Annotated in this window: 26 protein-coding genes and 1 pseudogene; 17 read left to right on the plus strand and 10 right to left on the minus strand. The window is 30.5% G+C overall.

The window, feature by feature from the left end:
* The first annotated feature begins 485 nt into the window (after positions 1-485).
* On the plus strand, positions 486-1,076 hold the full coding sequence (locus NGI30_RS00005; RefSeq protein WP_107385207.1) for a type 1 glutamine amidotransferase family protein: 591 nt from the start codon (positions 486-488) through the stop codon (positions 1,074-1,076).
* 152 nt (positions 1,077-1,228) lie between these two features.
* On the opposite strand, the gene NGI30_RS00010 is transcribed toward NGI30_RS00005, so the two are convergent.
* The 3 genes from NGI30_RS00010 to NGI30_RS00020 are packed head-to-tail and all read right to left on the minus strand — an operon-like array spanning position 1,229 to position 3,061.
* Positions 1,229-1,681, minus strand: a complete 453-nt coding sequence (locus tag NGI30_RS00010) for a DUF334 domain-containing protein (RefSeq protein WP_057534294.1) — start codon at positions 1,679-1,681, stop codon at positions 1,229-1,231.
* Between the two features lie 28 nt (positions 1,682-1,709).
* Positions 1,710-2,699, minus strand: a complete 990-nt coding sequence (locus NGI30_RS00015; RefSeq protein WP_070039660.1) for a relaxase/mobilization nuclease domain-containing protein — start codon at positions 2,697-2,699, stop codon at positions 1,710-1,712.
* Positions 2,681-3,061 carry a plasmid mobilization protein gene (locus NGI30_RS00020; RefSeq protein WP_046838087.1) on the minus strand — a complete coding sequence of 127 codons (381 nt, stop codon included), beginning with the start codon at positions 3,059-3,061 and terminating at the stop codon, positions 2,681-2,683. Before NGI30_RS00020 ends, NGI30_RS00015 begins: the two co-directional genes overlap by 19 nt.
* A gap of 393 nt (positions 3,062-3,454) precedes the next feature.
* Here NGI30_RS00020 and NGI30_RS00025 point away from each other — a divergent pair, with 393 nt between their 5' ends.
* The 4 genes from NGI30_RS00025 to NGI30_RS00040 all read left to right on the plus strand — a co-directional run bounded on the left by NGI30_RS00025 (position 3,455) and on the right by NGI30_RS00040 (position 5,895).
* The gene (locus NGI30_RS00025) at positions 3,455-3,883 is read left to right on the plus strand and encodes a plasmid mobilization protein (protein ID WP_057534308.1); all 429 of its coding nucleotides are present in this window, start codon (positions 3,455-3,457) and stop codon (positions 3,881-3,883) included.
* A gap of 66 nt (positions 3,884-3,949) precedes the next feature.
* A complete protein-coding gene (locus NGI30_RS00030; protein WP_251942369.1) occupies positions 3,950-4,486 on the plus strand; it encodes a hypothetical protein in 537 nt (178 codons plus the stop codon).
* Positions 4,487-4,842: 356 nt separating this feature from the next.
* The gene (locus NGI30_RS00035; protein WP_002441941.1) at positions 4,843-4,938 is read left to right on the plus strand and encodes a type I toxin-antitoxin system Fst family toxin; all 96 of its coding nucleotides are present in this window, start codon (positions 4,843-4,845) and stop codon (positions 4,936-4,938) included.
* Between the two features lie 282 nt (positions 4,939-5,220).
* Complete coding sequence (locus NGI30_RS00040) at positions 5,221-5,895, plus strand: IS6-like element IS257 family transposase (RefSeq protein ID WP_048787266.1); 675 nt, start codon at positions 5,221-5,223, stop codon at positions 5,893-5,895.
* 208 nt (positions 5,896-6,103) lie between these two features.
* Here NGI30_RS00040 and NGI30_RS00045 read toward each other — a convergent pair whose 3' ends face one another.
* Positions 6,104-6,727 carry a poly-gamma-glutamate hydrolase family protein gene (locus tag NGI30_RS00045; RefSeq protein ID WP_107386234.1) on the minus strand — a complete coding sequence of 208 codons (624 nt, stop codon included), beginning with the start codon at positions 6,725-6,727 and terminating at the stop codon, positions 6,104-6,106.
* 130 nt (positions 6,728-6,857) lie between these two features.
* Positions 6,858-7,226, minus strand: a pseudogene (locus NGI30_RS00050) (poly-gamma-glutamate hydrolase family protein); the annotation flags it as partial.
* Positions 7,227-7,521: 295 nt separating this feature from the next.
* On the opposite strand from NGI30_RS00050, the gene NGI30_RS00055 reads away from it, so the two are divergent.
* The gene (locus tag NGI30_RS00055; protein ID WP_002476233.1) at positions 7,522-7,962 is read left to right on the plus strand and encodes an NUDIX domain-containing protein; all 441 of its coding nucleotides are present in this window, start codon (positions 7,522-7,524) and stop codon (positions 7,960-7,962) included.
* Positions 7,963-8,213: 251 nt separating this feature from the next.
* Here the strand turns inward: NGI30_RS00055 and NGI30_RS11425 are convergent, their stop codons facing one another.
* On the minus strand, positions 8,214-8,489 hold the full coding sequence (locus tag NGI30_RS11425; protein ID WP_353505247.1) for a hypothetical protein: 276 nt from the start codon (positions 8,487-8,489) through the stop codon (positions 8,214-8,216).
* A gap of 836 nt (positions 8,490-9,325) precedes the next feature.
* Here NGI30_RS11425 and NGI30_RS00065 point away from each other — a divergent pair.
* From NGI30_RS00065 to NGI30_RS00095, 8 genes are all read left to right on the plus strand, one after another.
* Positions 9,326-10,021 (plus strand): lantibiotic protection ABC transporter ATP-binding protein, encoded by a 696-nt coding sequence (locus NGI30_RS00065; protein ID WP_251942371.1) that lies wholly within the window; start codon positions 9,326-9,328, stop codon positions 10,019-10,021.
* 1 nt (position 10,022) lies between these two features.
* Positions 10,023-10,787, plus strand: a complete 765-nt coding sequence (locus NGI30_RS00070; RefSeq protein ID WP_049428054.1) for a lantibiotic immunity ABC transporter MutE/EpiE family permease subunit — start codon at positions 10,023-10,025, stop codon at positions 10,785-10,787.
* Positions 10,777-11,469: a BsaG family lantibiotic immunity ABC transporter permease subunit gene (locus tag NGI30_RS11480; RefSeq protein ID WP_049428056.1), complete on the plus strand. Its 693-nt coding sequence runs from the start codon at positions 10,777-10,779 to the stop codon at positions 11,467-11,469. Before NGI30_RS00070 ends, NGI30_RS11480 begins: the two co-directional genes overlap by 11 nt.
* Positions 11,470-11,675: 206 nt before the next feature.
* A complete protein-coding gene (locus NGI30_RS00075) occupies positions 11,676-12,779 on the plus strand; it encodes a helix-turn-helix domain-containing protein (RefSeq protein ID WP_251942372.1) in 1,104 nt (367 codons plus the stop codon).
* Positions 12,779-13,585 carry a membrane protein insertase YidC gene (gene yidC / locus NGI30_RS00080; protein ID WP_049428060.1) on the plus strand — a complete coding sequence of 269 codons (807 nt, stop codon included), beginning with the start codon at positions 12,779-12,781 and terminating at the stop codon, positions 13,583-13,585. Before NGI30_RS00075 ends, yidC begins: the two co-directional genes overlap by 1 nt.
* A gap of 234 nt (positions 13,586-13,819) precedes the next feature.
* Positions 13,820-14,374, plus strand: coding sequence for a recombinase family protein (locus tag NGI30_RS00085; protein WP_073346426.1), 555 nt, complete (start codon positions 13,820-13,822; stop codon positions 14,372-14,374).
* A 702-nt stretch (positions 14,375-15,076) separates the two neighbouring features.
* Positions 15,077-15,772, plus strand: a complete 696-nt coding sequence (locus tag NGI30_RS00090; RefSeq protein WP_002512557.1) for an ABC transporter ATP-binding protein — start codon at positions 15,077-15,079, stop codon at positions 15,770-15,772.
* Positions 15,772-16,545 carry a DUF2705 family protein gene (locus NGI30_RS00095; RefSeq protein WP_096811251.1) on the plus strand — a complete coding sequence of 258 codons (774 nt, stop codon included), beginning with the start codon at positions 15,772-15,774 and terminating at the stop codon, positions 16,543-16,545. The genes NGI30_RS00090 and NGI30_RS00095 overlap by 1 nt, the downstream gene beginning before the upstream one ends.
* Positions 16,546-16,677: 132 nt before the next feature.
* Here NGI30_RS00095 and NGI30_RS00100 read toward each other — a convergent pair whose 3' ends face one another.
* Both NGI30_RS00100 and NGI30_RS00105 read right to left on the minus strand, forming a co-directional pair.
* Positions 16,678-16,773, minus strand: a complete 96-nt coding sequence (locus NGI30_RS00100) for a type I toxin-antitoxin system Fst family toxin (protein WP_014287283.1) — start codon at positions 16,771-16,773, stop codon at positions 16,678-16,680.
* A 142-nt stretch (positions 16,774-16,915) separates the two neighbouring features.
* Entirely contained in the window at positions 16,916-17,752 is an 837-nt protein-coding gene (locus tag NGI30_RS00105) for a hypothetical protein (RefSeq protein WP_251942373.1), read from the minus strand.
* Positions 17,753-17,826: 74 nt separating this feature from the next.
* On the opposite strand from NGI30_RS00105, the gene NGI30_RS00110 reads away from it, so the two are divergent.
* Genes NGI30_RS00110 through NGI30_RS00120 form a run of 3 tightly spaced genes read left to right on the plus strand, consistent with a single transcriptional unit; the run spans position 17,827 to position 19,906 of the window.
* On the plus strand, positions 17,827-18,501 hold the full coding sequence (locus NGI30_RS00110; protein ID WP_001105987.1) for an IS6-like element IS257 family transposase: 675 nt from the start codon (positions 17,827-17,829) through the stop codon (positions 18,499-18,501).
* 33 nt (positions 18,502-18,534) lie between these two features.
* On the plus strand, positions 18,535-18,948 hold the full coding sequence (locus tag NGI30_RS00115; protein ID WP_286009872.1) for a restriction endonuclease subunit S: 414 nt from the start codon (positions 18,535-18,537) through the stop codon (positions 18,946-18,948).
* A 34-nt stretch (positions 18,949-18,982) separates the two neighbouring features.
* Positions 18,983-19,906: a DUF5655 domain-containing protein gene (locus NGI30_RS00120; protein ID WP_251942374.1), complete on the plus strand. Its 924-nt coding sequence runs from the start codon at positions 18,983-18,985 to the stop codon at positions 19,904-19,906.
* Between the two features lie 129 nt (positions 19,907-20,035).
* On the opposite strand, the gene NGI30_RS00125 is transcribed toward NGI30_RS00120, so the two are convergent.
* Both NGI30_RS00125 and NGI30_RS00130 read right to left on the minus strand, forming a co-directional pair.
* On the minus strand, positions 20,036-20,674 hold the full coding sequence (locus NGI30_RS00125; protein ID WP_251942375.1) for an ABC-2 transporter permease: 639 nt from the start codon (positions 20,672-20,674) through the stop codon (positions 20,036-20,038).
* Positions 20,674-21,516, minus strand: a complete 843-nt coding sequence (locus tag NGI30_RS00130) for an ABC transporter ATP-binding protein (RefSeq protein WP_251942376.1) — start codon at positions 21,514-21,516, stop codon at positions 20,674-20,676. Before NGI30_RS00130 ends, NGI30_RS00125 begins: the two co-directional genes overlap by 1 nt.
* Positions 21,517-21,531: the final 15 nt, after the last annotated feature.

A 21,531-nucleotide genomic window follows, 5' to 3' on the forward strand; every position in this document is an offset into this window, starting at 1 on the left:
AACTATATGATTTACCCCTAAATCTTTAAAATGCCCCCTTAAAATTCAAAATAAAGGCATTTAAAATTCAAATAGTTCTTGTGATAAAGTTTTTTAAAAAAGGAGGTTATATTTTTATGTGGTTACGTTTTTCTGTGCAATTACTTCTGTCTATTTTGATGTTTGTTTTTATATATCAGCAAATAAATCAAAGTCATTTAGATTTTTGGTTTATTATTTATTTCTTATTTTTTATGGCTGTGGTTTTATTTTGGAAACCTTCAGAAAACAAAAAATAGAACACGCATTTATGCCGAGAAAATTTATTGTGCGTTGAGAAGAACCCTTAACTAAACTTGCAGACGAATGTCGGCATAGCGTGAGCTATTAAGCCGACCATTCGACAAGTTTTGGGATTGTTAAGGGTTCCGAGGCTCAACGTCAATAAAGCAATTGGAATAAAGCAATAAGGTTTATTAATCTAAAAATAAAAGGAGTTTTTAATTTTGAAAAAAGCTTTATTTCTTTTACTAGATGAATTTGCAGATTGGGAAGGAGCATATTTATCTTCAATTTTAAATCAAGATGATAATTGGTCTGTAAGCACTATTTCTGTTGAAGAAAATGTATCTTCTTTAGGTGGTTTTTCTGTTTTGGTAGATTATATTATTGGGGATGAACCTAAAGATTATGATCTGTTAGTTATGATTGGAGGTAATTCTTGGGATAATGATTCTGAGAACCTTTTAAAATTTGTTGAGGAAGCATTTAATAAAAATATAGTAATTGGTGCTATATGTGGAGCAGTTGATTATTTAGCTAGAAATGGTTTTTTAAACAAATATAAACATACTGGTAATTCGGTTTATATTTGGCAAAATTATAAAAAATATAAACCTGAGAATGAATTTTTAGAAAAGCAAAGTGTTGTTGATAATATGCTTATAACAGCAAATGGTACAGCATCACTTGAATTTACTGAATCAATTTTAAGAGAGATTGATTTTGATTCTGATAAAAGTATTGAAAAGACAATATTTATGAATAGGTTTGGTTTTTATAAGTATTGTGAAAAATACGGAAATCCATATTTATAAAGTTGGTTGTATTTGGGTTTTTAGAAACGAGTTGAAAACGAGTTTCTTCTTGTCTTGATACTATATAGAAATAACGTTCTTTTTGAAATAGGCATTCATCGATTTTATCGATGAATGCCTATTTATTTACTGACTTAATAATTTTTTAACTTTTACTTTTCAAATAGTCTTAAAAGACTTAAACAAGCCCATAAAACTAAAATAAAGAGTATATAAGGGACGATATAAGCGATATACCATAAGTAGCCCCATACTGATTGTGTATGTGTAATCGTATGATGTAAGGCACTGTACATGTTATCAATACCTAAAACGTTTCCAATCGGACCAGTCACAATGGAAACTAAGGCCATTAATAAAATAACGAAGTATAGGGCACCAATACCATGCGTCATACTTTTGATACTTGATTTAAACGTACTATTCAACTTTTGATTTTCTTTTAAACTGTTGTTCAATACTTCATGATGTTCTTGGTTGGCCATTCGAATCCCTTTAAGATCCTCATACATCCCATCTTTTTCTTGTCTAAACGCCTTTGCGACATCCTCAGTTATATGTTTGGTATCAATTTTTGCTAACATTTGATTGGAAATTTTAATCACTTTGGTTTCTGTTTTATCTAAGTAGTTTTTAAAGTTCGAGGTCGAAGCCTTTAGTTCGCTTACTAATTGTTGGTTCTGATTCGATCTGTTTTGCTCTCGCTGCTCGAGCTCGATCATCCTGTTCCCGAGCTTCGCGTTCTGCTCTTTCAGCTCGTTCACGACGTTTTCGTTCATTGAAGAGGGCTTGGGTTGATTGGTCGAAAGATGACCAGTTAAGCGTTGTTCTAGATTGTCTATGCGTTGATTGATCTGTTGGAGTTCGTTCAGGAGTTGTTGATTTTGATTCGTATTTTCTTCTTCTACGTTGTTTCTCGGCTTCAAAGCCATGTGTAATGCCTCCTTTGTCATAAATATCACCTAGTTTGCTGCCACGTACTTTTTTATCTGCTTCTATATGTCTATATGTGATGGTTTTATCCGTCACACGTTCAACAATGATGCCTTTCGGACGTAATTGTTCTTGGAAACTTTTCATATCTGTCGCTTGTGTTTCATCAACGGCTAACCGGATATCATTTTTCCATGACGATTTCCCTTTATCTATGAGATTTTGTTCAGCTTGGGTGTAGCGCATTTCTGCTTGATTGTTGGGAATAGATAAACCATGATGACGGCAGACCTCATCATTTGCTTGTCTGATGTCTTTAAGTGCTTGTTTATTATTATTGAATTTTTTACCTGTTTCTAAGTTGATGGCATTAATCACGATATGATTATGCACATGATCGGTATCACTATGCGTATAAATCGCAACTTGATGATCAGGGGCAATTTTTTCGGCGAGTTCTAAACCGAGGGCATTACACTGTTCAGGGGTCACTTCTCCTGGTTTGAATGACTGGATAATCACATGACCTTGGTTGCCGTCTGTTTTACCGTAAACTTCGCGAGAAGCTTTAAACGCACTTTTCGCATAATCGATGTCGCAATTTAAACCACTTTTTTCCTCAGCGCGTTTTTCTGCATAGTTAATGGCTCGTGATGTTGATTTCGTAGCACTTATTTTAGTTGTTGCCATATATGATTCAACTCCTCACGCATGATGGCGATATCTTGTTGCATTTGTTCCATATTTGCGCGTTCGCCATACGTATTTAAAGCTTTCGCGATTTGGTTTAAGTTGCTCCCCAACTTACCCATATCTTTGGCCATCGATTGGCGCGTGACTTTGTCTAATTTGGGCGCCACTAATCGAGCCCCTTGTGCTTTGTTTTTAACAAACAAAGGCACACTCATATTCAAAGTTTCAGCCGAAGCCTGTAACTTTGAATATTCGGATTCGCTCACACGAAAACTAATTTGTTTCGGTGCCTTGCGGTCGGGGATTTGGTTTTTCCCGACAGCTTCGTTACCTTCAGTCATTGTTTTACGTTCGCTCACAATTCCACCTCGCTTTCTAACGAAAGACACGTTGTTCCGTTGATTGTATTATAACATAATACAATCTTCCTCACATCGTTTCAGAGGTTTGGCAAGCAATGGGAATGCTAGCCACTTCGTGCCTAGATACCCTGCTTGTTGGTGGATAAATCCCCCAAGCCCCTTGGGATTTTTTCTGCGAAAAAATAGCAAATACTCATGAGTATTTGCTTAGTGGAACGCGCAAAAATGTGCGCGTTAAACAGTGAGTAATTACTAATTATTTAAATGAAGTTTAATATTAGTAATTACTCATTAAATATCCCCTCATATGTTAAAATAGTAACTAAGCAATCACTCAATAAAAATAGTGTTTATTTTTTGAGTATTTACTTAGTTATGGAGGGGATATCAATGCCAAATCAAAATCATAAAAAAGCTAAAACAATCAATATCAATTTAACTGAAGCCGAGTACGAAAAAGTAAAGCAACTTGCTGAAATCAGAGATTTAAATCCAACGGCATATACACGACTTACTGCATTAGGTAATCGGATTAAACCGACGGTTGTATATCCTGCCGATGAACGCATTGATGCACTTGAAAAAGAGAATCAAGATCTTAAAAAGCAACTTATGGCAGGTTATGGTCAATATGAAGTGACAAGAGAAGATTTCGATAATCTAGAAGAGCAATATTATCATTATGCAGGCTATGTGAATACATTTAAAGACTTCTTAAAGTATGTGCAAAACGATGCGGAATATATAAATTTGAAAGGCTATAAAAATGATGAAAAATTAAAAGAAGAGATTAGGGATGTTATTGAAAAGCTGAAATAAAGAGTTTGAAATTAAATTAATTAAAAATTTAGAATTACTTGTTTAAGTCGAAAAGAGGAGCATATCATGGTAGCAATTGTAGTACATGCGTTTAAGACATTATTAAAATTTGTGGATTTTGAAAAAAAGGTTGATTATTATTTTATATTATTGATGAATATCCTTATTGTTGGGATATGTTTTATGATTCCAGTATTTATAGATTATTTACTTTTATTAAAAATAAAAGACGAATTTCTTTCTATTATATTATCTATCACTACATATGCTCTTCTTTTTGTGTATTACTTAATGTGCATATTATTAATAAAAAAATCATTGAATTTCTTCATTGTTTTTATAGATAAAGATAAACGGTATTTTATAAAACGCAGTTTTAATAGAAATTATTATGAAGAAATGATTAGACTAGATACAGTTAGAGATATAGAAAAACAGATTAATAGTCAAGATGTAGATTATCTTTTAAGAAGATTATATAAGAGCTTACATTATAGATACTATAATCATCATGGAGAAAAATTTGAAGAAATAGCATGTATATTCAATAAATTTTTTATAAAAGATTTATATTCTCTAAAGAACATAAAAAGAAAAAAATAGCATGGTTGATACTGAGTGTATTTACAATTGTACTAACATTGTTATATTCTATCATCTCTAATATTACTTTTTTGAATGATTCAAGCGCTGCAATGTTAAATTTAATAATTTACAATATCTATTATTTTTTAAGCTTTGGGATACTTTCAATGATTATTGATAGTATAGATAAAAAGAATAATAGGGCGAAAATACTTTTATTAAATTATTTTTCTAAAAAAGATAAGAAATGTTAATGTAATTAAAATACATAATTCAACTTATCGGAAGTAGATATGCTTACGTGTTTACAGATGATATAATAATAGAGTCGCCTTAACTTCCGGCGATATTTTCGACGGAAGGAGGTGCTTCATATGCTTATGATCTTCGTTCACATCATTGCACCAGTCATTAGTGGCTGTGCAGTTGCGTATTTTACTTACTGGCTTAGTAGTAAACGCAATAAATAGAAGGCGACGTTAAGCCGCATCAAAAAATCCCCTCACTACCGCAAATAGTGAGGGGATTGGTGCATATATGCATATAATCTTCGTTAAATGTATTATAACATCATAGTGCATAGGAATGCAAAAAGATAATATTTTAAGTAGTCTCTTTGGATATTATCATATGATATATTTATATAATCTGATTTCGAAATTGATTATTTATTAAAGGAGCATATATGAGTAATAAGGTTCTGTTGCAAAGTTGAATTTATAGTATAATTTTAACAAAAAGGAGTCTTCTGTATGAACTATTTCAGATATAAACAATTTAACAAGGATGTTATCACTGTAGCCGTTGGCTACTATCTAAGATATGCATTGAGTTATCGTGATATATCTGAAATATTAAGTGAACGTGGTGTAAACGTTCATCATTCAACGGTCTACCGTTGGGTTCAAGAATATGCCCCAATTTTGTATCAAATTTGGAAGAAAAAGCATAAAAAAGCTTATTACAAATGGCGTATTGATGAGACGTACATCAAAATAAAAGGAAAATGGAGCTATTTATATCGTGCCATTGATGCAGAGGGACATACATTAGATATTTGGTTGCGTAAGCAACGAGATAATCATTCAGCATATGCGTTTATCAAACGTCTCATTAAACAATTTGGTAAACCTCAAAAGGTAATTACAGATCAGGCACCTTCAACGAAGGTAGCAATGGCTAAAGTAATTAAAGCTTTTAAACTTAAACCTGACTGTCATTGTACATCGAAATATCTGAATAACCTCATTGAGCAAGATCACCGTCATATTAAAGTAAGAAAGACAAGATATCAAAGTATCAATACGGCAAAGAATACTTTAAAAGGTATTGAATGTATTTACGCTCTATATAAAAAGAACCGCAGGTCTCTTCAGATCTACGGATTTTCGCCATGCCACGAAATTAGCATCATGCTAGCAAGTTAAGCGAACGCTGACATGATAAATTAGTGGTTAGCTATATTTTTTTACTTTGCAACAGAACCAATCTTTTTTTGGTCCCCTTGGTTATTAACCATAAATAACAATGCGTGTAAAGCATAATCAGTCGCTTTTGAAAATTTCATAAATTCATCATCTTCCTATTATAGATATAATAAATCTATAATAACTTATTAGATTTTCCTTTTCAATATTATGCAATGTTTTTAGTCGCATTAATGATTGCTTGTGCAAAATCATACATAAACTGAGTCCAATTACTGCTGTTTTCTCTACTTTTTTTATTATAGCGTCCATTTTCAAACAATTTTTTTCTTATTCCTGAGGTTAATTCGAGTTGTACACCTTTTTCAGTTTTACAACAATTAATAATATTGTCATCATGTGCACCAGACATATGTGATGGCGCTTGTCTGACATCTATCCCTAGTTTTTCAAATTCTTCTGTCATTGCATCCATTAATTGCTCGTCTTTACCACCCATATAAATAGTTTCATCTTCACCTTTACAACCATGTATAGCGATGGCGTATGGATTATTAGCAATCATTTTCATTAATTTAGGTTCATCATAGTTTCTGGAGGTCACATGTAATTCTGCATTAGCTTTTGTTCTAATTGCTTTAAAAGTAAAGTAGTCAAAACCACCTTTCTCAGCTGTTAATTCCGCCAATTCGGTAGTAGCAGGTTCAATAGCTCCTCCGTGAATTGCAGTTATTATAACATTGCTATTTCGCTCAATAGTATTAATGATCCAATCCGTATTTTCCTCTGTAAGATCCATTAATTCCGTCATAGACTTAAATCGATCAGACATATTCCACCTCCTATATAAATGTACTTTTTTATTTACCACACTTTAGCGTCCACTATCTTAAATTACTGTTAAGTTTTTGCTAGTTTATTAACAAAATTTTTACATTTGCTTCTGAGCAATTTGCAGTTAACTATTTATGGTATGTGATTGCCTTAATCATTGCTTCCGAAAATTCTTTTAAATAAGTTGACCAATTTGAACGATCTTCTCGATCTTTTAGATTAAATTTTTTATTAACAAAACATTGCTTCCTAAAGTTAACGGTCAATTCTAACTGTACTCCCATACCATTCTTGCCACAATTGACAAAGTTATCTTGTTGTTTACCAGAAATATGAGATGGTGCATCCTTTATAATGAATCCTGCTTCATTTAATACTTGTTTTATGTGCGTAATTAACGCTTCATCTCTACCACCGATATACACTTCATTTTTCTCACCCATACAACCATGAATAGATATAACTTGGGCATGTTCGCTCACAATCTTTTGGGTATTCGGATTATCGTGTGGAAAAACATTATAGCTGGTAGATTTTTGCTAAACTAAGGTCAGGCTAGTTGAAGAGTATCTTTTATTTTCTAAGTAATTGTGGTAGCATAAAAATGAACTAGAAAACTGTAGCTAGGGTTCCGCTATCTAGGTAGGTCAGTGACCGAGGGCTACATCTTTTACAATATGTAAAAGGCACCTATTGACATAAAAGGTCCGAGGGGGAAGGTTCAGCGTAGTTGTTATGCGTTGAAATCTTTCTCTTTGGCTCTTTTTTTATTATTTAGGAGGTATTTATCGTATGAAAAGGATCGATGATTTGAAAGCTGGTGTTGCAGTTATTATTTTGAATGAGGAGAACCAAGTTTTGTTGCAAAAAAGGTCCGATGTAGGACTTTGGGGTATTCCTTCAGGACATATAGAAATAGGGGAAACAGTTTCTGAAGCAGCTATTAGAGAAATAAAAGAGGAAACCAATTTAGATATTAGAATTAAAAAGCTTATAGGTGTGTACTCTGAGCCTGATTCTCAGGTTTTTACTTATCCAAATGGAAGAGTAGTGCATTTTATAACAACTTGTTTTCTTGCTGAAATTACTGGGGGTGAACTACGATGTAATTCTTCTGAGTCACAAGAAATTCAATTTTTTGAACAACAAAGTTTACCAAGAGACTTATTGAAAATGCATCCTCAATGGTTAAATGACGCCCTTGCCAATGATGACTTAGCTTTTATTCGTTAAAAAGTAAATCCTTGTTAAGTTAACGGGGGGATTAGTAAAAAGAGGGGTTCAGATAAAAAATTCCACACTATTTTCCGATTACCCATTTTAAATTAAGGGGATTTGTGTCAAAAACGATCTTTTTTGATACCGTATATTTTAACTATTTTTAATCATAATAAAGAACAAAAATTCTCTATATACATGGCAAATTAAATGGTTAGTTAACATAATAAATTTTTATAAGCGCTTATTGCGTTAAATTTACAATATTATTTTTGAATTTCTCGACTTTTAAACATATGTTGATACTCTATTTTTTCGATTTGTGGTAATAATCTATATGGTTTTGATATATAGAAAATTAAACTTGCAATAATAAATAACCCACCACCTATAACTAGAGTAAAATTAATGCCTATGTTTTTTACAAGTAGGCCACCTATAAAACTACCCGCGGGTAAAGAAATTGCTGAAATACTTGTTATAATCGTAGTTAATCTAGCTAGCATATGTTCCGGAATAACTTTTTGTTGTATAGAAGCCAAGGAGACATTGCTGATACTAATTGTTATAAAGGCTACAGGAAATAAAATTATAAAACCGATACTAGGAATATAATTTATTATAATTAATATTAATCCTGATGTGATATTTAAGAGTATAAGTAATTTCCCATATCCAATATGGTTCTGTTGCAAAGTTAAAATTATATGCACATCTATACAAAACTATAAAAGCAAATATTGTTTTAACAGTAAAGAGTTTTGTTAGTATTAATTATTTTTCGTTTTTTAGTATAAATATTACATGATTTTTAACTTTGCAACAGAACCCAATAAAGATATATACTACAAATATATATGATGCTAAAGATTTATTTATAAAAAAAGCAACAGGGGATGTGACTATTATCCATAATAACAACAAAGATAAACCAAGGCTCAAAAGGTTTGATAATCTACTTCCTTCTTTTTCAAGAAGTTTTTTACTATTAAAAATTAAAAAAACTATGAATACTAGTATTGATAAGGAAAGTATAATAAACATAGACGCTATAATATAAATACTAAAGTTAAATATTGCTGATATATAGTAGAAAAATAGTAAACCGAAAATAAGTTGTGCTGTAGCTACAATATAAATGTTAAGTCTACTATGCTTTTTAAACAAAATCACAGTAGTTATAATTAGAATCAATAAAAGTAATATTAAAAGATACATATATGTCCCCCTTATCTTTAACTCTATTTTCTACAAATATATCACATTCTTGTATTCCAATATAAAATTACATATTAGTAATTCTAACAATATTGTTAGGCTGTATATACTTTTTATATGTTAAACTTTAATAAATTAAATCTTAAAGGAGGATTAAATTGTGGATTATTATAAAATAGAAACCCAAAAATTAACTAAGCAATTTAAAAAAGAAACTATTTTAAAAGACATCAATTTAAAAGTCTATCCTAATGAAGTTTATGGACTTTTAGGAATTAATGGAGCTGGTAAATCTACTTTGATGAAAATTATATGTGGAATATTGCCACAGACAAATGGTGATGTCTATTTAGACGGTTCCCCCTTAACCAGACAAGAATTAACCAATATTGGTTCTTTAATAGAATCTCCTCCAACATATAATCATTTGAGCGCACAAGACAACTTAAAAGTTGTAGCATTGAATGAAAATATCGACTTCAGTGAAATACCTAAAGTTCTGGATCTTGTTAACTTAGATGTTGATCCTAAAAAAAAGGTGAAAAATTTTTCTTTAGGGATGAAACAACGTTTAGGTATAGCTATGGCACTAATAAAGAAACCGAAGTTGTTAGTTTTAGATGAACCATCTAATGGGCTAGATCCTTATGGCATTCAAGAATTAAGAGACTTATTAAAAAACTTAACAAAGTCAAATACCAGTGTTATTATTTCAAGTCACATCCTTTCTGAAATACAGCAATTAGCTGATCATATAGGAATTATTCATAATGGCAAGTTAGAATATCAAGAAAAAAATAAAACTGATGAAAATCTTGAAGAAATATTCTTTAATATAACAAAAGGGGGTAGATAGTATGAGTTTATTAAAAGCTGAGGCTTTAAAGTTCAAAAATACTACCGCTATGTATATATTATTTTTATCACCTTTGTTTTTTTTAGCATTCGCATTATTTACTGCTTTATTTGCTCAAAGCAGTCCTAACCAACATGATTTATCTCCATTCTTATCTCTATTATTTAATTTGTGGCCATATTTTGTCATGCCAATTATTATATGCATTTCTTGTAGCTCAATGATTGGTATAGAGAAAAGAAATAGCTTATTCAATTATTATGTAAGTAATAACTGGTCGATTAATAAGATGATTAAAAGTAAAATATTAGTTATGAGTATTGCTTTATTATTCCATACTATAATAATGTTATTTGTCGCAATGATAGGGAATTTATTGGTTGGTGGAAATTCAGTTAGTTTATTCCTTGTATTAGTCACGTTGTTTTTAGTCTTTTTTGTAAGCCTACCGCTGATACCGCTCAATTTTTTGTTTGTTAAGCGTTTTGGCGTGTTTTTTTCTATTTTTTTAAACATTGCGTTAACTATAATCAGTATTGTCTTTATCACTATTACTAAATTCTTTTGGATTCTTCCTTGGTCATATATTGGAAGAATTCCACTAATTACTTTATCATTAAACCCAAATGGTACTCTTATGAGTAAGGATAGCCCATATTTTAACGACTTAAATTCGTTATCTTTAACCATAATAATTAGTATAATTTATTTTTCTATTTTCTTTATGTCAAATACTAAGAAAAGTTGGAATATAAATGAAAAATGAACTAAAAGTAATTAATTTAAAATTTCGTACTCAGATACTAACCTATACTCCCACATTGTTCACAATTTTTTATATTACTTTTATTAATCTTTACTTAGGAGGTAACTGGAATTATACTTCTATTTCTCAATATACCTCTAGTTTTAATGCGTTATCTTCTTTAATTATTGCTATTACTACATATCAAGTAATACATTTTGAAGAAAGTATAGGTCATTTTAACCATATACTAGGCAAATCCAAGAGAAACTTATGGGTTTGCGCAACACTTAGCTATATATTTATCAACTATTTATTTTGCTTATTAATCTCAACAGTTAACTTTATTGTGATGACTCACAATGTAAAACTAACTTTGTTTTATGTAGCTAGTAGTTCTTTTATGAATATAATTATAATACTATTAATATTCATAATTAGTTTATTTACGGGTAGTATTTTCTCAATGGTATCAGGGGTTGTAATTACAATATTTAATATTTATTTTGGTATAGAAATGCTTGGTGATAAATCTTGGTATTATATTCCTATCACCTATTCAACTAGATATACTTCCATGTTTATAAACAATTCAGTCCCTTTCGTTTTAACAATGTCTATTTATATTATAAGTATAATAATGATGTTCATATGTCTTTTAGTCTTAGTTAAAAATTGGTCAGGTAGAAGTATTCAAGATTGAATTTCTTATTTTGAAAAGAACACTATGTCTACAATACTTTATTAACATAATTCTCAACAATGATTTTTAAACCATCTCTTTTAAAAGAGATGGTTTTTTAACATGCTATTATTTCTTATTAGGAAACTTTGTTTCTTTAAGTTGTTATATAAGAAATATACCTTATTTAAAATTTCTAGTAACATTAAAGACAAGAGGTGTTATTAATGATTAAAGTATCTAAAATAATCAAACAAGAACGTTTAAGACGGGTAATGACTCAAGAAGCACTAGCTGAGTATCTTAATACAACAAAAACAACTATTTCTAAGTGGGAAAATGCAACACTTTATCCTGATATTACAATGCTACCAAAACTAGCAAAAGTCTTTAATATTTCAGTAGATGATTTGCTTAATTATAGTGTTACGATGACAGATGTAGAAGTTAAAAAAGTATCTATATCATTATCTAAGATGATCAATAGAACGAGTTATGAGGAATATATATCTACAGTGCGAGATTATTATATAAGTCATTGCAATGAATTTAAGTTTCTCAATTCATTATTAGGCATTTTGGCAAATAATATTTTGTATTGTGAGAATGAAGCACAAGTAAAAGAGACTACAAAATTAGCGCATGAAATAATTCAAACGACAGAGGACAACTCAGAATCTATATACTTGAAAAGACATGCACAAGGATATCAAACGTTAATGTATATGTTTGAAGGAGATTATTCATCAGTTATAGATAATACGCCCGATTTTGATTTGAAAATCGGTGAAAATGCAATACTGACCTTAGCTTATTTACAAAAAGACAATATCTCAAAAGCTAAAAACGTAATTCAAACAGACATGTATCAATCTTTGATGATTTTCATGCATGATTTTGCTTTAATGCTTACCTATGACTTATATTCTATTCCAATAGAATCTTTAGAGTCTAAGCTTCAACATATAAATGAAGCTTTTAATGTAGATTATTTGTATCCACACCTAAGTATGAATTGTTATTATAAACTTGCATTATATTATGTTAAAAATGATGATAATAAAGCCATTCAATATTTGAAGCAGTATTGCCAATGCTTTGATTATTTAGTTACTGACTTTGTGTATCAAAAAGATGAATTTTTTAATGAAATCGATGAGTGGCTAAATACTTTACCGTTAGAAAATCGATTACCAGCAAATTATGAAAACACTTTGAATACAGCAAGTTCTAGGATTTTAGAAAATGAAGATTTTATGATTTTGGATAGCTTTAAATCTATAGAAGAAGATGTACAAAGAATATATAACAAAGGAATGGAAAATAATTGATGCATAGAAAAAAGCTAACAGCATTACTATTATTAAGTTTCACTTTGCTTTCAGCTTGTGATTATTCAAAGTCAGAAAATAGAAATAGCTTTTTCTATAATACTTTTGCAGCTCCTATGGATCATCTTTTACATTGGTTAGGTTCTATATTTGATAATAATTATGGTTTAGCAATAATTGCAATCGTGTTAATCGTTAGAGTTATCATGTTGCCTTTCATGTTAGCTCAATCTAAAAATGGGCATTTGATGCGTAAGAAAATGGAAATTGTGAAGCCTGAATTAACTAAGATACAAGAGAGAATAAAAAATGCACATACACAAGAAGAAAAAATAGCTGCGAATCAAGAAATGATGAATAAATACAAAGAATATAATATGAATCCTATGAAGACAATGCTAGGATGCTTGCCACTTCTAATACAAATGCCTGTTTTATTTGGACTGTACGTTTCATTAAAATGGCCTTCGAGTGGTGGTTTAACTGAACATACTGATTTTCTTTGGTTTAACTTAACACAGCCTGATATTTGGATTACTATAATCGCTGGTATTTTGTACATTGTACAACCCTTAATAAATATGGCAAATATGCCTGAAGAACAACGTTCTATAGGTTATATAATGGCGATTATTTCTCCTATATTCATCATATATATTTCAATCACCTCGGCGTCGGCTTTAGGGTTATATTGGACAATTAATGCTGCATTTTTGATTATTCAAATGTTCTTTTCAAATAAGTATTATTCAAATTTAGCTACAAAAGAGGCTAATCAATTGAAAAGAAAAATTAAAAATAATTAGCATGGTTGCCAAGTATAGTTATCTTTAAAACATTCGTTTTTGACACAAAACCTCTTAACTATAAATTAGGAGGTTTTTCTTGGATATTTAAGTCTATAAACTTGTGCTATAATCAATGTATCATAAATATCAAAAATCATGAGTTTTTAGACGATGAGAGACGCGTTTATTTGCATCGAGAATTAGATTACGTTAATAAGTACCCATAAAACGATTAAAAGAGGTGGTATTCAAATGGCTAAAATTGGTTATGCACGTGTATCAACACAAGATCAAAGTCTTGATGGACAGATTGATACACTTGAGGAATATGGTTGTGAACGTATCTTTAGCGAGAAAGCGAGTGGCCGTAAAACGAATAGAACAGAACTTGATAAATGCTTAGATTATTTACGTGAGGGAGATATTCTAGTGATTTATAAACTAGATCGTCTTGGACGTACAACGAAACAATTAATTGAGTTATCACAATGGTTAGATGAAAACAGCATTGACTTACATATTATAGATATGAACGTATCAACGAAAGATGCGATGGGCAAGATGTTCTTTACCATGATGAGTGCTTTTGCGGAACTTGAAGCTAACCTACTAAGTGAACGTACGAAAAAAGGACTAGAAGCTGCGAGAGCAAGAGGCCGAAAAGGCGGCAGACCTTCATTGCCTGACCATAAGAAAAGAGAAATTAAATTTCTATACGATGAACAAAAACTTACAGGCGAAGAGATTGCTAAAAGCACTGGAGTAAGTCGTTCTACAGTGTATCGAACTGTGAAGGAAAATAAATAAAAGAGGAGTTTTATTAAATGAGTTCGCTAATTTTTTGGCTTTCATTTTGTATTGTAATAATTTTTTTATTTACAATACACTATTACGTAGCTATAGAATCAGGTTTAACTAATTTTTCCTTTGTGATTTCTCTATCTTGTATTTTGCTTTGGGTAATAGGATATGGAGGATCTAGCATTTGGATTTTAAAAAACTATTCAGACAAATTCGAGTTGTTCTTTACTAATTGGAATATCATTTGGTCTTTATTACTCATTACAAATCATAAAAACGTTTATAAAGTTATGAAATTTAATACAAATTTTCAAGAGTACAGTAAACAGATTAATAGGTCCTCAATTAAAGCTAAAGATTTAAATTCAAATGATAGACATAAAATTTATTATCTTATAGAACAAAACGATAGAGAAAGTATTAATGAATTTTATGCCGTAAACATTATCTCTTACATAGTAGTATTATTAATAGTTATTTCCATATATATTGGAATATTATAACTAAATTTTTTACTAGTTACAGTTATCATAACCGTAACTAGTTTATTTGTATGACTAGAGTGTACCCTTAATAGTATAATCTTTTTGACAATATATACACTTTTTTTAATTTAAATAGTATCAATATCACACAATACTATATATTTACAATTGTTTGTTTGATAATATTGATATATAAGTCACAAAACCAAAAAGGGGGAATACTATGGAATTATTAACTTTGAACGAAATTAGTAAAAATATCAAAAGTAAAAAAATTCTAAAAGATGTATCTTTCACACTAAACAGTGGCGATATTATTGGATTAGTAGGTGGGAATGGTGCAGGAAAGACAACGTTAATGAAGGTTATTTTAGGTCTATCCAGCTATCAATCTGGGACTCTAAAATCACATACTTTAAATAAAAGTAATGATATAGGTGCTTTAATTGAAAATCCTGGATTATATCCATTTCTTACTGGTTTTGAAAATATGAAGCTTATTAATGAAGATAAAGACACAAGTAATATTCAGCAAATTGTTGATAAGTTAGAAATGAATGATTTTATACATAGTAAAGCAAAAACTTATTCATTAGGAATGAAACAAAAGCTAGGTATCGCTCTGGCACTTTTAAATCATCCTAAATTAGTTATTTTAGATGAACCAATGAACGGCTTAGATCCAAAAGCCGTAAAAAATGTGAGAGAGACGATTATAGACTTTAAAAATCAAGGTGTAACTTTTTTAATATCTAGTCATATTTTAAGTGAACTTGTAAAAGTTACAGACTCAATTTTAATTATTGATAAAGGTAAAATTATTAAAGAGACTACTATGGAAGAATTGAACCAATCAAATGAAAGTGATTTAGAAAATATATTACTTAATATTATTGATCAAAAGGGGGAACAATCGTAATGGGCACTTTAATTAATCAAGAACTTTATAAGATATTTAAAAAGAAATCATCCATTATTATCCCAATTATAATATTTATTCTAATGATTGCTATGGCAGTTTTAAGTAATAATTATGAAGATATACTTAAGCCAGAATCACAGTTCAAACAAGGGTATACAGGATTTTCTTGGATCTTCTTCTTAATGATTATTCAAGCAGCAACCATAATCACTATGGAATTCCACTATGGTACAATTAAGAACTTACTTTATAGAAACTACTCAAGAATGAGTATTATTTTAAGTAAATTTAGCGCTTTATTTATTTATTCATTAATATTATTTATTGTTACTACTTTGATAAGCTTAGGTTTAAAATTAATCCTATTTTCTGATATGGATATTTTAAAACAATCTGGTGACAATTTATCACTGTTACAAGAGCACTTGTTAACTGCTTTAGCTACTTATATTGGTATGTGGTTAATATTGAGTTTAACATTATTAATTTCTTGCCTTTTAAAATCACCAGGTGTTTCGATTGCTGTAGGAATTGTCTTCTACTTTGCTTCTTCTGTTATTTCAGGCATACTCTTTGCGGCAATTGCTCAATGGGAATGGTTAAAATGGAACCCTATCAACATGTTAAATTTAAGTACACAAGTATTAGATAACGAAGTATTCAAAAAAATGACTAAACTAGAGTTACATGAACTATATATTGGGAACATTGTTTATATTATTATCTTTTTAGCATTAGTTATTTTCGCTTTTAAAAAGAAAAATGTATAATTTTAGATATGCGATTTTGCATTCCTACCAATTATAGTGTTACAATGTAATTAACAAAGATTATCAGGCATGTATGCACCAAATCCCCTTACTATGGCCGTAGTAAGGGGATTTTTTGGTGTGACTAGTCGCCTATTCGTCATTACGCTTGCGTAGCCAATGCGCAAATAGCGCAACGAGACAACCACTTGCTGCTGTGGTCATGATGTTCACAAAGATTTCAGACATCGCGTATGCACCTCCTCTCTACGTCAAATTGACGCCTGAGAGATAGGCGACTCTATTATTATATCATTTGTAAATACATAAGCATATTCACTTCCGATAAGTTGAATTATGTCGAATATTATATCCATACAAACTAATTAATTTAGCGTTTTCTTTTTTTGTAAACCAACCTGTTTTTCCCCAACCAATTTTTATATAGAAAGAATAAGATAATAATAAAATAAGCAAATATTACACAAGGAAAACTAGATATAACTATTTTAAATCCTATCAAAGGTGATCCCAAATCGCTCATCCATATGCCATATATCATTTCTAAGGCATTCCACGTTTCAAATAAAGATGCAAGAGCTATAAATATAAATACTACCCATCTAAACCATATAGGGAAAATTTTACTTTCTTCTATAGATTCCCTATTAATATTAAATATAGATTTTCTTTTGGGTATAAATGTAATTCTACCCTCTCTTTGTTTAATTCTATCTATATCTTCTTCATATTCTTTATAATTATTTTTATCCTTATAAAATAAAACATCTTTCCCCATTATTTTGTTTCGATTTAAAACGGTATATAGTTTTTTTTCGCCCTTAACATGTTCTAATTCTACTTCAAGATATCTTTTATCTTTTGTCCATAGTGGCATTAAGAAAAATGCATATAATACAGAAAATATTGTAAATATAATAAAGATTTGTCCAATTTCTTTCTTATGTAAACCGATTTCCTTTAAGCTTATATCATTATTTATGAATAATTCCATAATACTTACTAGTAAAACTAAATCTATAATGACAGTAGTTATTATAAAGAAAAAGATATTACCAATCCAACGCCCCAATTTTTCTTTATTCTGATTCATAATTCTTTCCCTGCTTCTAAATTTACTGACTATAATTCCGAATAATGGAATAAAACCTATATTTATCAATTGAACAATAAGGTTTAGAATTTCTAAATTTTCTTTAATCTCCAAGTACATCATCCTATTAATGGTTCTGTTGCAAAGTTGAATTTATAGTATAATTTTAACAAAAAGGAGTCTTCTGTATGAACTATTTCAGATATAAACAATTTAACAAGGATGTTATCACTGTAGCCGTTGGCTACTATCTAAGATATGCATTGAGTTATCGTGATATATCTGAAATATTAAGGGAACGTGGTGTAAACGTTCATCATTCAACGGTCTACCGTTGGGTTCAAGAATATGCCCCAATTTTGTATCAAATTTGGAAGAAAAAGCATAAAAAAGCTTATTACAAATGGCGTATTGATGAGACGTACATCAAAATAAAAGGAAAATGGAGCTATTTATATCGTGCCATTGATGCAGAGGGACATACATTAGATATTTGGTTGCGTAAGCAACGAGATAATCATTCAGCATATGCGTTTATCAAACGTCTCATTAAACAATTTGGTAAACCTCAAAAGGTAATTACAGATCAGGCACCTTCAACGAAGGTAGCAATGGCTAAAGTAATTAAAGCTTTTAAACTTAAACCTGACTGTCATTGTACATCGAAATATCTGAATAATCTCATTGAGCAAGATCACCGTCATATTAAAGTAAGAAAGACAAGGTATCAAAGTATCAATACAGCAAAGAATACTTTAAAAGGTATTGAATGTATTTACGCTCTATATAAAAAGAACCGCAGGTCTCTTCAGATCTACGGATTTTCGCCATGCCACGAAATTAGCATCATGCTAGCAAGTTAAGCGAACACTGACATGATAAATTAGTGGTTAGCTATATTTTTTTACTTTGCAACAGAACCAGATATATTAATTACAACTTCCTCAGAAACTCCACATGAAGCAGGAATGAGTTCAATATGGTTATATAGTGCAAAGAATATGTATTTAAATAGTTTTTGTTTTGGGTTTAGGGTGACCACAAAAAATATTGAACCAATATATTTAGCGAGAATTTTAAGAAGCAGTCAGTTAAGAAAGAGAATAACTATAATAGCTCAAGGCTCTACACGTTTTAATGTTTCAAAAAATGAACTTTTAAAATTAAAAGTTCATTTACCTATATTAGAAGAACAAAGAAGAATTGTTGATTTTTTAGATAATATCGATAAAATGATTGAAAATCAATCTAAAAAAATCGATTTATTAAAAGAACGCAAAAAAGGCTTTTTACAAAAGATGTTTGTTTAAGATTTCCTACAAAAGTTCGTGAAGGAGGCTAAGGATGGGTGATATCAAGTTATTTGATATATCTGGTGAGAAGGCTTATGAATTAAAGGGAGCGGCTGTTGTTATAGAAAGGTCGCTTCAAGAGATTATTGAACATAATACAGAAAGTTTATTAGGTATTACATTTTTAGCCTCTGAATATACAACTGGTAAAAAACATTCAGGTCGCATAGATACTTTGGGCATTGATGAGAACTATTCTCCTGTAATACTAGAATATAAACGTGCGACAAATGAAAATGTTATTAATCAAGGGCTATTCTATTTAGATTGGTTAATGGATCATAAAGCAGAATTTGAATTATTGGTAATGAAAAAGGTTGGTAAAGAGGTTTCTGACAAGATAGATTGGAAGACACCTCGCTTATTATGTATTGCTGGCGGGTTTACGAGATATGACGAATACGCTGTTCAACAAATTAATCGTAATATTGAACTCTACCGTTACAAACAATTTGATAACCAATATTTAATGTTAGATTTAATTAATGCTACAGTAGCGAAAAATGCTGAGAGTTACGTAAATCAAAAATCATCAAGTAGTACTGCCAATCATCCAATACAACTTACAGTTAATGAGAATATTGAAAAAGCAGGTCAAGAACTGACGGATTTATATCATGAACTGTATGATTATTTAGATGCATTGGGTGATGATGTACAAGTGAAGGAATTAAAGTATTACATTGCCTTTAAACGAATTAAAAACTTTGTTTGTGTAGAAGTGTACCCTAAACAAAATAAAATACAACTTTACGTTAAAGTAGATTTAACACAAGTAAACTTTGAATCAGGCTTCACTCGTGATGTGACGAATGTTGGACATTACGGTACGGGGAATTTATCTATCACAATTAAAAACCAACATGACTTAGAAAAAGCAAAACCATATATTGAAGAAAGTTATAATAATAATTAAGCGTCCGGGTCACACACCCAGACGCTTTTTCATATCACATTTTAGTCCGTGTTCTACGTGAAACATTCATGCTTTTAAATAATGAAATCTAAATCGAAATAATGATCAACTTTCTGAGTAAACCAAAACTTAAAGGTCTTGTTTTTTGAATACATTTAACGATAATAGGTATGAGCCAACAATACTGATCAGACCAAAAACGCCAAATATGCCTGCGCCGATAAATGTGCTAGGTATTTCTGCAGCTGCTGTATAAGAAAAGTCAGATTTGATGATGTTTGGCAAAATAATACCAAAATAGAATACAAAATAAATTAATAACATAATGATTGCGACAGCTATCATTATCACGTTTGAATTTTCAGGACCGAATTTAAATGTTAATGGAAAGATAATGGTATATACACCAGCAGCTCCAATTCCAATTAGGGCAGTAACTAACATGACTTTAAAGCTTTGTGTAAATATTAATGAAACTATACTCCCGAGGATGAGGCCTGCTAATATGAGTATCCCGAAATATGCGTAATAACCTTTAACATAAAGGCTGCGTCCTGTCGGTAAAGTCGAAATGTAATACATCCATTTTGAGTCCTTTTCATGTTTGATGTTGTCTGTAACAGGTGAAATTAGGAAAACCATAGGTAAAAAACAACACATGTATGGGTTGATGAATGCGAATAGAATACTAGCAATAATGCCTATAACGAGATTTGTATACAGTGATTTTTTCGAAGTATAAAAACTACTTAACATTAAACCTTTCATTATCTATCACCTCGCATAATCAGTTTGGTGGCATCGTCTATACCTTCAATTGGACGTGCTCCTGTGACTTCTTCTCTACGATTGACTAGTGTTATACATGTATTATTTCGTTTTCTCGTCGCAACTAAAGTATGATTTGGAATGTTGAATTCTGCTTCAGGTTGTTCAATAATGCCGTAGTGGTCTAATAAATACTGTTTATCTTCTTCTAAGATGATTTGACCATTTTTCATAAATACCAATCTTGTAGCGAGTTGCTCAATATCTTCTGAAATATGAGAAGAAATCAACACACCGTTACCTTCAGCAATATAGTCTTCCAATATTTCCATCACTTCTTCACGCCCTGAAACGTCCATTCCTGCAGTAGCTTCGTCTAAGAAGAGTAAACGACTGTCATGTGCTAATGCGATGGATAGGGCAGCTTTCATACGCATGCCTCGTGAAAATGTTTTGATGAGTCTGTCTTTAGGTAAGTCAAAATAATCGATAGTTGAGAAAAATTTATCACTATTCCAAGTTTCAAAGATATTCTGAAACACTTTATTAATATCGGTTAACGCTAATTTATTTGGAACACGTAAATCATCAAACACGACACCGATATGTTCTTTATGACTTGAATCATTGCCAGTCACAATTTGGTCGAAAATTTGAATTTCACCAGAATCTTTAAAGCGATTACCTACTAACGTATTGATTAAAGTTGATTTACCTGAACCATTCTTTCCAATTAAACCAACAACCTCTTTCGGTTTAATAGATAATGAAATATCAGAAAGTTTAAATTCTGCTTTATCATAAGATTTATTTAAATTATGTACGTTCAATAGATGTTCCATGACGAGCCCCATTTC

This window comes from Staphylococcus sp. Marseille-Q5304 (assembly GCF_943737015.1).
Lineage (GTDB): Bacteria > Bacillota > Bacilli > Staphylococcales > Staphylococcaceae > Staphylococcus > Staphylococcus hsinchuensis.

Bases quoted from the DNA above. Each gene is read 5' to 3' on its own strand.
- NGI30_RS00025 (WP_057534308.1), top strand. From the start codon at position 3,455: ATGCCAAATCAAAATCATAAAAAAGCTAAAACAATCAATATCAATTTA.
- NGI30_RS11480 (WP_049428056.1), top strand. From the start codon at position 10,777: ATGAAAAATGAACTAAAAGTAATTAATTTAAAATTTCGTACTCAGATA.
- yidC (WP_049428060.1), top strand. From the start codon at position 12,779: ATGCATAGAAAAAAGCTAACAGCATTACTATTATTAAGTTTCACTTTG.
- NGI30_RS00015 (WP_070039660.1), bottom strand. From the start codon at position 2,699: ATGGCAACAACTAAAATAAGTGCTACGAAATCAACATCACGAGCCATT.
- NGI30_RS00075 (WP_251942372.1), top strand. From the start codon at position 11,676: ATGATTAAAGTATCTAAAATAATCAAACAAGAACGTTTAAGACGGGTA.
- NGI30_RS00045 (WP_107386234.1), bottom strand. From the start codon at position 6,727: ATGTCTGATCGATTTAAGTCTATGACGGAATTAATGGATCTTACAGAG.
- NGI30_RS00125 (WP_251942375.1), bottom strand. From the start codon at position 20,674: ATGAAAGGTTTAATGTTAAGTAGTTTTTATACTTCGAAAAAATCACTG.
- NGI30_RS00120 (WP_251942374.1), top strand. From the start codon at position 18,983: ATGGGTGATATCAAGTTATTTGATATATCTGGTGAGAAGGCTTATGAA.
- NGI30_RS00055 (WP_002476233.1), top strand. From the start codon at position 7,522: ATGAAAAGGATCGATGATTTGAAAGCTGGTGTTGCAGTTATTATTTTG.
- NGI30_RS00095 (WP_096811251.1), top strand. From the start codon at position 15,772: ATGGGCACTTTAATTAATCAAGAACTTTATAAGATATTTAAAAAGAAA.
- NGI30_RS00110 (WP_001105987.1), top strand. From the start codon at position 17,827: ATGAACTATTTCAGATATAAACAATTTAACAAGGATGTTATCACTGTA.
- NGI30_RS00070 (WP_049428054.1), top strand. From the start codon at position 10,023: ATGAGTTTATTAAAAGCTGAGGCTTTAAAGTTCAAAAATACTACCGCT.
- NGI30_RS00085 (WP_073346426.1), top strand. From the start codon at position 13,820: ATGGCTAAAATTGGTTATGCACGTGTATCAACACAAGATCAAAGTCTT.
- NGI30_RS00035 (WP_002441941.1), top strand. From the start codon at position 4,843: ATGCTTATGATCTTCGTTCACATCATTGCACCAGTCATTAGTGGCTGT.
- NGI30_RS00030 (WP_251942369.1), top strand. From the start codon at position 3,950: ATGGTAGCAATTGTAGTACATGCGTTTAAGACATTATTAAAATTTGTG.
- NGI30_RS00100 (WP_014287283.1), bottom strand. From the start codon at position 16,773: ATGTCTGAAATCTTTGTGAACATCATGACCACAGCAGCAAGTGGTTGT.
- NGI30_RS00090 (WP_002512557.1), top strand. From the start codon at position 15,077: ATGGAATTATTAACTTTGAACGAAATTAGTAAAAATATCAAAAGTAAA.
- NGI30_RS00040 (WP_048787266.1), top strand. From the start codon at position 5,221: ATGAACTATTTCAGATATAAACAATTTAACAAGGATGTTATCACTGTA.
- NGI30_RS00130 (WP_251942376.1), bottom strand. From the start codon at position 21,516: ATGGAACATCTATTGAACGTACATAATTTAAATAAATCTTATGATAAA.